Source organism: Mesorhizobium sp. M7A.F.Ca.US.005.03.1.1 (assembly GCF_003997975.1).
GTDB classification, from domain to species: Bacteria; Pseudomonadota; Alphaproteobacteria; order Rhizobiales; family Rhizobiaceae; genus Mesorhizobium; species Mesorhizobium ciceri.
The window spans coordinates 1-10,411 of sequence record NZ_RZRO01000150.1; the positions used below are offsets into that span (position 1 = coordinate 1).

At 61.3% G+C, this 10,411-nt stretch carries 11 protein-coding genes; 10 read left to right on the forward strand and 1 reads right to left on the reverse strand.

Going from position 1 to position 10,411, the window contains the following annotated elements; genetic code table 11:
• Positions 1-1,254: cyclopropane-fatty-acyl-phospholipid synthase family protein (locus EN990_RS33365; RefSeq protein ID WP_164766205.1), on the reverse strand; the 1,254-nt coding region annotated here is incomplete at its 3' end.
• Between the two features lie 572 nt (positions 1,255-1,826).
• Between EN990_RS33365 and EN990_RS33370 the strand changes: the two genes are divergently transcribed.
• From EN990_RS33370 to EN990_RS33420, 10 genes are all read left to right on the forward strand, one after another.
• Positions 1,827-2,117: a Dabb family protein gene (locus EN990_RS33370; RefSeq protein WP_013531473.1), complete on the forward strand. Its 291-nt coding sequence runs from the start codon at positions 1,827-1,829 to the stop codon at positions 2,115-2,117.
• A 118-nt stretch (positions 2,118-2,235) separates the two neighbouring features.
• Complete coding sequence (locus tag EN990_RS33375) at positions 2,236-3,123, forward strand: VOC family protein (protein ID WP_127385341.1); 888 nt, start codon at positions 2,236-2,238, stop codon at positions 3,121-3,123.
• A complete protein-coding gene (gene kdsA, locus EN990_RS33380; RefSeq protein WP_013531475.1) occupies positions 3,120-3,965 on the forward strand; it encodes a 3-deoxy-8-phosphooctulonate synthase in 846 nt (281 codons plus the stop codon). Before EN990_RS33375 ends, kdsA begins: the two co-directional genes overlap by 4 nt.
• A 95-nt stretch (positions 3,966-4,060) precedes the next feature.
• Positions 4,061-4,264: a dodecin family protein gene (locus EN990_RS33385; protein WP_013531476.1), complete on the forward strand. Its 204-nt coding sequence runs from the start codon at positions 4,061-4,063 to the stop codon at positions 4,262-4,264.
• 86 nt (positions 4,265-4,350) lie between these two features.
• Entirely contained in the window at positions 4,351-4,716 is a 366-nt protein-coding gene (locus tag EN990_RS33390) for a PRC-barrel domain-containing protein (RefSeq protein ID WP_127369200.1), read from the forward strand.
• Positions 4,717-5,092: 376 nt separating this feature from the next.
• On the forward strand, positions 5,093-6,367 hold the full coding sequence (eno, locus tag EN990_RS33400; protein ID WP_127385340.1) for a phosphopyruvate hydratase: 1,275 nt from the start codon (positions 5,093-5,095) through the stop codon (positions 6,365-6,367).
• A 276-nt stretch (positions 6,368-6,643) separates the two neighbouring features.
• A complete protein-coding gene (locus tag EN990_RS33405) occupies positions 6,644-6,967 on the forward strand; it encodes a septum formation initiator family protein (protein ID WP_027038975.1) in 324 nt (107 codons plus the stop codon).
• 194 nt (positions 6,968-7,161) lie between these two features.
• Positions 7,162-8,199 carry a pyruvate dehydrogenase (acetyl-transferring) E1 component subunit alpha gene (pdhA, locus tag EN990_RS33410; protein WP_127385339.1) on the forward strand — a complete coding sequence of 346 codons (1,038 nt, stop codon included), beginning with the start codon at positions 7,162-7,164 and terminating at the stop codon, positions 8,197-8,199.
• Between the two features lie 15 nt (positions 8,200-8,214).
• The gene (locus EN990_RS33415) at positions 8,215-9,618 is read left to right on the forward strand and encodes a pyruvate dehydrogenase complex E1 component subunit beta (RefSeq protein WP_013531482.1); all 1,404 of its coding nucleotides are present in this window, start codon (positions 8,215-8,217) and stop codon (positions 9,616-9,618) included.
• Between the two features lie 18 nt (positions 9,619-9,636).
• Positions 9,637-10,411 (forward strand): biotin/lipoyl-containing protein (locus EN990_RS33420; protein WP_127388539.1); only part of this gene is annotated, 775 nt, incomplete at its 3' end.

Sequence of the window (10,411 nt, forward strand, 5' to 3'; positions counted from 1 at the left end):
CGCCTGGTAGACCACCTGGCGCACGTCGATGTAGCTGGCGCGGAATCCGGCCTCGCAATAGTGCAGGTAGAACTCCCAGAGCTTCTTGAAGCGGTCGTCGAAGCCGAGCGGGACGATCTTCTCCCATGACGCCCAGAACCGGTGGCGCCATTCGGCAAGCGTGCGCGCATAGTCATCCGGAAACACGCGCTCGCGCAGATGGGCAAGGCCATGATCCTTGCCCAGTGTCTTCAGGATCGACGGTGTCGGCAGCATGCCACCCGGGAAAACATAGCGCTGGATGAAATCCGGCCTTGCGCGATAGGTGTCGTAGGCGGCTTCGTTGATGGTGATGATCTGCAGGCCGGCGGTGCCGCCGGGTCTCAGGCAAGCCTTCATCTTGCCGAAAAACACCGGCCAGTATTTCTCGCCGACCGCCTCGAACATCTCGATCGAGGCGATGCGGTCATAGGTGCCGGTTTCGTCGCGATAGTCCTGCAGCTTGATGTCGACCTTTTCGGCAAGGCCAGCCTTGGCGATGCGAGCCGTTGCAAAATCGTGCTGCTCGCGGCTGATCGTCAGCCCGGTGACGCGGCAGCCGATCTCGCGTGCGGCGAATTCGGCGAAGCCACCCCAGCCACAGCCGATTTCCAGCACATGGTCCTTCGGGCCGATCCCTGTGTCTTTCGCCAGCGCGCGATATTTGGCGGCCTGGGCGCTTTCCAGGTCGTTGGCTCCGGTCGTGTAGAGCGCCGACGAATAGGTCATGCTCGGATCGAGCCATTGCTTGTAAAAGGCGTTGCCGAGGTCGTAATGCGCCGAGATATTGCGCTTCGAACCGGTGCGGGTGTTCTGGTTGAACCAGTGGCGGATGCGCTGGACGGTGTTGATCAGCCAACTGGTGCCGCCCGCGATACGCTCGCCAATGACCGAATTGACCACGAACAGCTCCAGGAAGCTGGTCACATCAGGGCTTTCCCAATCGCCGTCCATGTAGGATTCGGCTACGCCGATCGTGCCGCCGGAAAAGGCGCGGCCGGGCAAGCGCCAATTCTTCAGCACCAGTTCGGCATCTGGGCCAGGTCCCTTGCCGCCGACGAGGACGGCGCGGCCGTCCGGCAGCCTCACCTTGAGCGAACCGCGCGGCAGGTTCATCGCCGCCGACAGCACCATGCGCGCTTTCGCCGGCAGACCTTTGACAATCTCGGCGAAATTGAACTCATCGAGCCTGACCGCGTCGCTCAATGCTGCGCCAAAAAGTTCCTTTTGTGCCATCTCGTGCCCCCTGGATTTCCGCGGTGTCGGGGCAGATTGCCGAGCCACGGTTCTCTTGGATCATTCGCCAGCTTCGAACGCCGTTGCCGGTCCCGGGCGCTGACCGGCTCAGTGACGGGCGGGCTCGAATGAAACACGCGCTCTTTTACCAGAGCTTTAGCGCTTCCCAGTGAATCCCTGCGGCGATCTTCCACGTCATGCGGCGAAACTTCAAGAGGCAGGCCGCAAGCGGGGCTGTGCCACGCGGAATGCTTGCGCCAGCGAGAATCCGCTTTTTTGCACAGCAAAGGCCGAGCGCGCAAAAAACGCCTATGGTCGCAGAATTGCTCGTGCGATAGATCTAGCCATGCGTTATGTAATCGTCATTGCCGCCATCGCGTTTTTCCTGATCTGGGATGGCATGTACAATCAGGGCCGCTATCTCGACACAACAGTGAGAGAGCTTAGCCATGTTGTGCGATATGTTACCGGCAGAGCTTAACTCCAGTGGCGGCAGCCGCGACATCCTAGTCGATTGACGCCAACGTCCTGCCGTCACAAAAGACCCCAGCATTTTGATCGAGGAGGCGGGGTTGATCCGGCATATCGTTTTCTTCAGCGCGCGGCGAAAAGAGGATGTCGAGGCTGTGCGCACCGGCTTGCTGGCGCTCGGCAACATTCCTCATTCCAGCCTGTTCGAGGTCACGCTCAACACCAAGGTGGATCCGCTGTCGGACGAGGTCGACGTGGTCGTCTATGCGGAGTTCGCCGATGACGCCGCGCTGGCCGCCTACAAGGCGCACCCGCTCTATGCGCAGACCACCAGCAAGGTCAAACCGATGCGCGAACTGCGCTATTCCGCCGATGTCGTTGCCGGAAGCTGATCGAGGCTTTGTCCCAACTGGTGCCTTTTTCGACGTCCGGTGAACTGGCGGGGGCGAAATGGCCGGGATTGCGATCAAGTCTTGAACCGATTTGCGGAATGATGCACATCGCGGCTGCATGACCCGAACCATCACTGGCACTCATCCGCTCGATCACCTGGTGCTGCCAACGCAGGGCCTTGAGGTGGCGCGAGCCCGGCTCGCCGCGCTTGGCTTCGTCGTGGCCCCGACCGGCATCCATCCCTTCGGAACGGAAAACTGCTGTGTTTTCCTGGCCGACGGCACGTATCTCGAACCGCTGGCGGTCGGCGACGAGCAGGTGGCGGCAAAGGCTATCGCGGACGGCAATGTCTTCGTCACGCGTGATCGCGCCTATCGCGACAGCAACGGCGACGAGGGGTTTTCCGCCATTGTTCTAGGTACGGGCAATGCCGATGCCGACCATGCACGCTATGTCGATGCCGGCATCTCGGCTGGAGACATGCTGGGTTTTTCGCGCGCTTTCACCGACCCGGCCGGCAAGAGCGACATCGCATCGTTCAAGCTCGCTTTCGCGGCCGGAGCCGAAGCCACGGACGCCTTCCTGTTTGCCTGCGAGCGGGTCAACGCGCCTGATGTCGACCGCGCGGCTTTGCAGGCCCACGCCAACGGCGCGACCGGAATTGTCGAGATCTTGGCGGTCAGCGATGCGCCTGGAAAGCAGCATGAGTTGATTTCTGTCACGGTGGATAATCCGGCCGCCGAAAGGCAGGGCGGCATGTTTTCCCTGCCGAATGCAGATTTGAGCATGCTTGACCGCGCGGCTTTCACCGCGCGCTTTGGCCTGCCGGCCGGCGCGCCGACAGATCTACGCTTCGCAGCGGTGGTCTTTTCGGTTCGGAACGCCGATGTGACATCGAGGCTGCTTGCGGCCAATTCCATCCAACACGATATAGCGGGCAATGATATTGTCGTGCAGCCTGCACCCGGACAGGGCGCGGCTTTCATCTTCCGGGAGACCAAATGAACAAGCCCGTCGCGCCCAATTCAGCGGTAATTGTCGGCAATGTCGTCTTCGACAACAAGGCGGCTCTGTCGCTGATCGCCGGCCCGTGCCAGTTCGAGTCGCGTCAGCACGCTTTCGACATGGCCGGCGCGCTGAAGGAACTGACCGGCAGGCTCGGAATAGGCCTCGTCTACAAGACCAGCTACGACAAGGCCAACCGCACCTCGCTGTCGGCGACGCGCGGCGCCGGCATGGACGCGGCACTTCCCGTCTTCGACGAACTGCGCAAGGAATTTTCGCTCCCGGTGCTGACCGATGTCCACACCGAGGAGCAGTGCGCCATCGTGGCGCCGCATGTCGATGTCCTGCAGATTCCGGCTTTCCTGTCGCGCCAGACCGACATGCTGGTCGCCGCGGCGAAAACCGGCAAGGTCATCAACGTGAAGAAGGGACAGTTCCTTGCCCCCTGGGACATGAAGAACGTCGTCGCCAAGATCACCGGATCCGGCAATGCCAATGTGCTGACCACCGAGCGCGGTGCTTCTTTCGGCTACAACACGCTGGTCTCCGACATGCGCGCTTTGCCTGTCATGGCAGAGATCGGCGCGCCGGTGATCTTCGATGCGACCCATTCGGTGCAGCAGCCGGGCGGGCAGGGCGGTTCCTCGGGCGGTGAACGTCGTTTTGTCGAGACGCTGGCGCGCGCGGCCGTCGCTGTCGGCGTTGCCGGCGTCTTCATCGAGACCCATCAGGATCCTGACAACTCGACCTCTTCCGACGGCCCCAACATGCTGCCGTTGAAGGACATGCCCGCTTTACTCGAGCGGCTGATGGCATTCGACCGCATCGCCAAGGGTCTCTAGGCCGGAGATATCCTCTGTCGACCGCCGATGCTTGTGGACGGCGCAAGCCGCCTGTACGCTCGACCGGCAAATGAGCGTTTTGGCAGGAGGAAGCCATGTCTGTCGCCCGCGTCACCGAAATCACATCGTCGTCGAAGAAGAGCTTTCAGGACGCCATCGAACAGGGAATTGCGCGCGCATCCAAAACGCTGAAGAACGTCGAGGGCGCCTGGATCCAGGACCAGAAGATCGTCGTCCAGGACGGCAAGATCGTTGCTTATCGCGTCAACATGAAGGTTACCTTCATCCTCGCGGAGTGATCGGTCGACGCCGAAAAAGTCGGGAACCTTCGCCCGCGCCCCTCATTGTCCAATTATGGTTCGAAACCACAATGAGGAGCACAATCATGGCAACCCAGACTGGCCACACCCAAGCCATCGCCGCTTCGCGGGTCATCGGCACATCGGTCTACAACACCGAAGGCACAAGCATCGGCAGTATAGAGGATGTGATGCTCGACAAGATGGCGAACGGCATCATGTTCGCGGTCATCGGTTTTGGCGGCTTCCTTGGCATCGGCGAGAAATATCACGCCATTCCGTGGGCAAGCCTCGACTATGATGAGGACAAGGGCGGTTATGTCGTACCGTTTTCCAAGGAACAACTCATGGCGGCACCGGCCTATTCGATCAACGAACTGACCGGTGCCGATGGCGAGGCGGCGCGCGACGAATCCTACAATTATTACAAGGTCACGCCTTACTGGCATTAACAACAACGACAAAGCGGCCCCGTCGGGAGAGACGGGGCCGCTTTGGATTCCGGCTTATTCGCTGACGTGTAAGGGGGCCATCGCCTTCGGCGGCGACTGCTGATTGTCGCATGACGTCAGGAATGCCGCCGCGATCAGAAACAGACTCACGATACCGCTCAACTGAGACATGGCGAAACTCCTCCTGTTTCGCCCCGCGCGCTGCACCTTAACCGGAAGTCAGCCGACCGTACATGACTTATGATGACGGCGATTTGCGCTTCGTGAATCGTTCGGAGGCCGATGCCGCGGCAATAATTGCCAGCGGGCCGATTGCCTTTTGCAGCACTTTGGCTAAGACGTGCGGCATTCTTCAGATCAATCGAGGACATCGCAAATGACCGCCATCGTCGACATTGTCGGGCGTGAAATCCTGGACAGCCGTGGAAATCCGACCGTCGAGGTCGATGTCATTCTCGAAGACGGCTCGATGGGCCGCGCGGCGGTGCCGTCGGGTGCTTCGACCGGTGCCCACGAGGCCGTCGAACTGCGCGACGGCGGCGCCCGCTATCTCGGCAAAGGCGTGCTCAAAGCCGTCGAGGCGGTGAACGGCGAGCTGTTCGAGGCCATCGGCGGCATGGAAGCCGAAAACCAGATTCATATCGACCAGACCATGATCGAGCTCGACGGCACGCCCAACAAGAGCCGGCTTGGCGCCAACGCCATTCTCGGCGTTTCGCTGGCGGTGGCCAAGGCGGCCGCTGATGCCGCCGGCCTACCGCTCTACCGTTATGTCGGAGGCACCAAGGCGCATCTCCTGCCGGTACCGATGATGAACATCATCAATGGCGGCGCGCATGCCGACAACCCGATCGATTTCCAGGAATTCATGATCCTGCCGATCGGCGCGCCGACGCTGCGCGAAGGTGTCCGCTGGGGTTCGGAAATCTTCCATACGCTGCGCAAGAAACTGAAGGATGCCGGCCACAACACCAATGTCGGCGACGAGGGCGGCTTTGCCCCGAACCTGAAAAGCGCTCCGGTGGCGCTCGATTTCATCATGGAATCGATCGAGCAGGCCGGCTTCAGGCCGGGCGACGAGATCGCGCTCGGCCTCGATTGCGCCGCGACCGAGTTCTTCAAGGACGGCAACTACGTCTATGAAGGCGAGAAAAAGACGCGCGATCCCAAGGCCCAGGCCAAATACCTGGCCAAGCTTGCCACCGACTATCCGATCATCTCGATCGAGGACGGTCTTGCCGAGGACGATTGGGAAGGCTGGAAGTACCTGACCGACCTGATCGGCAAGAAGACGCAGCTGGTTGGCGACGATTTGTTCGTCACCAACACGGCGCGGCTGCGCGACGGCATCCGCATGGGGGTTGCCAACTCGATCCTGGTCAAGGTCAACCAGATCGGCTCGCTTACGGAAACGCTCGACGCCGTCGAGACCGCGCACAAGGCCGGCTACACCGCCGTGATGTCGCACCGCTCGGGCGAAACCGAGGATTCGACCATTGCCGATCTCGCCGTCGCCACCAATTGCGGACAAATCAAGACCGGCTCGCTGTCGCGCTCGGACCGCATGGCCAAGTACAATCAGCTGATCCGCATCGAGGAAGAGCTCGGCAAGCAGGCAAGCTACGCCGGCAAGTCGGTGGTCAAGGGCTGATCCGGAAACACCGGCTCATCGATACCGGACAAAAGGGCGGGAGCATTCCCGCCCTTTTTCGTTTCGGCGCCGCCAAACAGGTCACCCGTAACCGTCCGTTAAGCACAATCGGGCGAGAAAGATCGTGAGCCGCCTGAGTTCGCGGGCTAGAGCCGGATGATCTCAGGTCTGTTCGACCTGAAATCTGAATCCGACTCTAAATCAAAGAGATAGAGCATGATGTCGTCCGAAAACCGCTTCACACTTTTCGGCATCATGCTCTAGAGGAATCGGGCGATGTGGACGCGTCAGCACAAGCAGAGAAACACCGGCCGGCTGATCATTCCCTCGCTTTGCGTGGCGTTCCTGGCCTATTTCGGCTTTCATGCCTATCACGGCGAATTCGGTATCTACTCGAAATATCAGCTGGAAGCCCAGACGGTTGCGCTGCAGGGCCAGCTCGATGCGATCAAGGCGCGCCGCATGGAGCTCGAGCGCCGCGTTCGGCTGATGCATGAAGGCACGCTCGAGAAGGACATGCTCGATGAGCAGGCGCGCAAGGCGCTCAATCTGTCCCAAGCTGACGAAATCACCATTATGTTGCCGACCTCGGCAAAATAACTGATTTCAAGTTAATCACCAATATTTTCAATGATTTTAATCACTTAGGCGCATGCCAGCTATGCAAATTCGGCATGGCGCAACGCTTTGACGCGTGTTAGCCTCCCTAAAATCGGTGGGGAGGAGCTGATCTCCCCAGAGCAGATTTCATCCTGCTCTAATGTCCACGAAGAGACGCCAACAGGGAGTGATGCATGGCCACCGCCGCCAGAAAAGCGCCTGCCAAATCCAAATCCGACGGCAAATCGGGGCTTTCGGCCTCTAAACCTGTCGAATTCACCAAGGACGAAGAGCTTGCCGCTTACCGGCACATGCTGCTCATCCGTCGTTTCGAGGAAAAGGCCGGCCAGCTCTACGGCATGGGTTTCATCGGCGGCTTCTGCCACCTCTATATCGGCCAGGAAGCGGTCGTCACCGGCATGAAGATGGCGCTGATCGACGGCGATCAGATGATCACCGCCTATCGCGACCACGGCCACATGCTGGCGATGGAGCTGTCGCCGCGCGGCGTCATGGCCGAGCTGACCGGGCGTCGCGGCGGCCTGTCACGGGGCAAGGGTGGCTCCATGCACATGTTCTCCAAGGAAAAGCACTTTTATGGCGGCCACGGCATCGTCGGCGCCCAGGTGTCGCTCGGCACAGGCTTGGCCTTCGCCAACCGCTACCGCGACAACAACAATGTCTCGCTGACCTATTTCGGCGACGGTGCGGCCAACCAGGGCCAGGTCTATGAAAGCTTCAACATGGCCTCGCTGTGGAAGCTGCCGGTGATCTACATCATCGAGAACAACCGGTATGCCATGGGCACCTCGGTGTCGCGCTCTTCGGCGGAAACCAATTTTTCGCACCGTGGCGCTTCGTTCAAGATTCCCGGCATCCAGGTCGACGGCATGGACGTGCGCGCTGTCAAGGCCGCCGGCGACCAGGCGACCGAATGGTGCCGCGCCGGCAACGGGCCGATCATTCTCGAAATGCAGACCTATCGCTATCGCGGTCACTCGATGTCCGATCCGGCGAAATACCGCTCGAAGGAAGAAGTGCAGAAGATGCGCTCCGACCATGACCCGATCGAACAGGTCAAGGCGCGGCTCATCGAGAAGAAGTGGGCAACCGAGGACGAGCTTAAGACCATCGACAAGGAGGTCCGCGACATCGTCGCTGACGCCGCCGAATTTGCCCAGAACGATGCAGAGCCGGATCCGTCCGAGCTCTGGACCGATATCGTATTGTAACGGGAGGGCAAGGACATGCCGATCGAAATTCTCATGCCCGCTCTCTCGCCGACCATGGAAGAGGGCAATCTTTCCAAGTGGTTGAAGAATGAGGGCGACAAGGTCGTCGCCGGCGACGTCATCGCCGAGATCGAAACCGACAAGGCGACGATGGAAGTCGAGGCCGTCGACGAAGGCACGCTTGGCAAGATCCTGATCGCCGCCGGCACCGAAGGCGTCAAGGTCAACACACCGATTGCCGTTTTGCTGCAGGACGGCGAAAGTGCCGGCGATATCGGCAAGTCCTCGGCTCCCGCCAAGGCGGAAGCACCGGCAAAGGCAGAGGCTCCAGCCGCGGCGGAGGACAAGGCGGAGGCCGCAAAACCGGCTGCCGCGCCGGTGGCTGCTGCACCGAAGACGGAAATCGCCGCCGATCCGGACATTCCGGCCGGCACGGAGATGGTCTCGACCACGGTGCGCGAAGCGCTGCGCGATGCGATGGCCGAGGAAATGCGCCGCGACGGCGATGTCTTCGTCATGGGCGAGGAGGTCGCCGAATACCAGGGCGCCTACAAGATCACGCAAGGGCTGCTGCAGGAATTCGGGCCGCGGCGCGTCGTCGACACGCCGATCACCGAGCATGGCTTTGCCGGCGTCGGCGTCGGCGCGGCGATGGCCGGCCTGAAGCCGATCGTCGAGTTCATGACCTTCAACTTCGCCATGCAGGCGATCGACCAGATCATCAACTCCGCCGCCAAGACGCTCTACATGTCTGGCGGCCAGATGGGTGCGCCGATCGTTTTCCGTGGACCGAACGGCGCCGCCGCACGCGTCGCCGCACAGCACTCGCAGTGCTACGCCGCCTGGTATAGCCACATTCCGGGCCTGAAAGTGGTGATGCCCTACACCGCCGCCGACGCCAAGGGCTTGTTGAAGGCGGCGATCCGCGATCCCAATCCGATCATCTTCCTCGAGAATGAGATCCTCTATGGCCAGTCCTTCGACGTGCCGAAGCTGGATGATTTCGTGCTGCCGATCGGCAAGGCGCGCATCCACAAGACCGGCAAGGACGTCACCATCGTCTCTTTCGGCATCGGCATGACCTATGCGGTCAAGGCGGAAGCCGAGCTGCGCGGCTTGGGCATCGATGCCGAGATCATCGACTTGCGCACGATCCGGCCGCTCGATCTCGACACCATCATCGCCTCGGTCAAGAAGACCAACCGGCTGATCGTTGTCGAAGAGGGATATCCGCAGAACTCGGTCGGCGACCATATCGCCAACCAGGTGTCGCAGCGCGCCTTCGATTTCCTCGACGCGCCGGTCATCACCATCGCCGGCAAGGATGTGCCGATGCCCTATGCCGCCAACCTGGAGAAACTGGCTTTGCCGAACGTCGGCGAAGTCATCGAGGCGGTCAAAGCCGTCACATATCGCTGAACCGGGCGGGAGGACAAAATGCCAATCAACATCACCATGCCGGCCCTGTCGCCCACGATGGAAGAGGGCAATCTGTCTAAGTGGCTCGTCAAGGAAGGCGACAAGGTTTCGCCGGGCGATGTCATTGCCGAGATCGAGACCGACAAGGCGACGATGGAAGTCGAGGCTGTCGATGAGGGCACGGTCGCAAAGCTCGTCGTTCCCGCCGGCACCGAAGGCGTCAAGGTCAACGCTCTGATCGCCGTGCTCGCTGCCGAAGGTGAGGATGCAGGCGCTGCCGCGAAAAGCGGGGGCGATGCTGCTCCAGCGAAAGCCGAGGCCAAGCAGGACAAGGCGCCAATCTCCCCACCCGTGGGGGAGATGTCGACGAAGTCGACAGAGGGGGGCGCTGTCCCGCCGTCCTCTCAGCGCGAGACGCCCCCCTCTGGCCTGCCGGCCATCTCTCCCACAAGGGGGGAGATCAGCCAGTCGCCGGAAGGACGCACCTTCGCGTCGCCGCTCGCACGTCGCATAGCCAAGGAAGCCGGTGTCGATGTGTCTGCCGTGACCGGCACCGGTCCGCATGGCCGGGTGGTGAAGGCGGATGTCGACGCGGCGATTGCCGGTGGCGGCGCCCAGGCGGCGCCTGCCGCCAAGGCTCCGGCTGGCGCGCCCGCTGCTGCTCCCGCCGCGCCGGTAAAGGCGATGTCGGACGATCAGGTGCTGAAACTGTTCGAACAGGGCTCCTACGACCTCGTCCCGCATGACAATATGCGCAAGACCATTGCGCGCCGCCTGGTCGAGGCCAAGACCA

What these genes read in the sequence shown, in the direction of transcription:
- EN990_RS33405 (WP_027038975.1), top strand. Translation starts at nt 6,644, where the DNA reads ATGTGGACGCGTCAGCACAAGCAGAGAAACACCGGCCGGCTGATCATT.
- EN990_RS33385 (WP_013531476.1), top strand. Translation starts at nt 4,061, where the DNA reads ATGTCTGTCGCCCGCGTCACCGAAATCACATCGTCGTCGAAGAAGAGC.
- kdsA (WP_013531475.1), top strand. Translation starts at nt 3,120, where the DNA reads ATGAACAAGCCCGTCGCGCCCAATTCAGCGGTAATTGTCGGCAATGTC.
- EN990_RS33390 (WP_127369200.1), top strand. Translation starts at nt 4,351, where the DNA reads ATGGCAACCCAGACTGGCCACACCCAAGCCATCGCCGCTTCGCGGGTC.
- pdhA (WP_127385339.1), top strand. Translation starts at nt 7,162, where the DNA reads ATGGCCACCGCCGCCAGAAAAGCGCCTGCCAAATCCAAATCCGACGGC.
- EN990_RS33415 (WP_013531482.1), top strand. Translation starts at nt 8,215, where the DNA reads ATGCCGATCGAAATTCTCATGCCCGCTCTCTCGCCGACCATGGAAGAG.
- eno (WP_127385340.1), top strand. Translation starts at nt 5,093, where the DNA reads ATGACCGCCATCGTCGACATTGTCGGGCGTGAAATCCTGGACAGCCGT.
- EN990_RS33375 (WP_127385341.1), top strand. Translation starts at nt 2,236, where the DNA reads ATGACCCGAACCATCACTGGCACTCATCCGCTCGATCACCTGGTGCTG.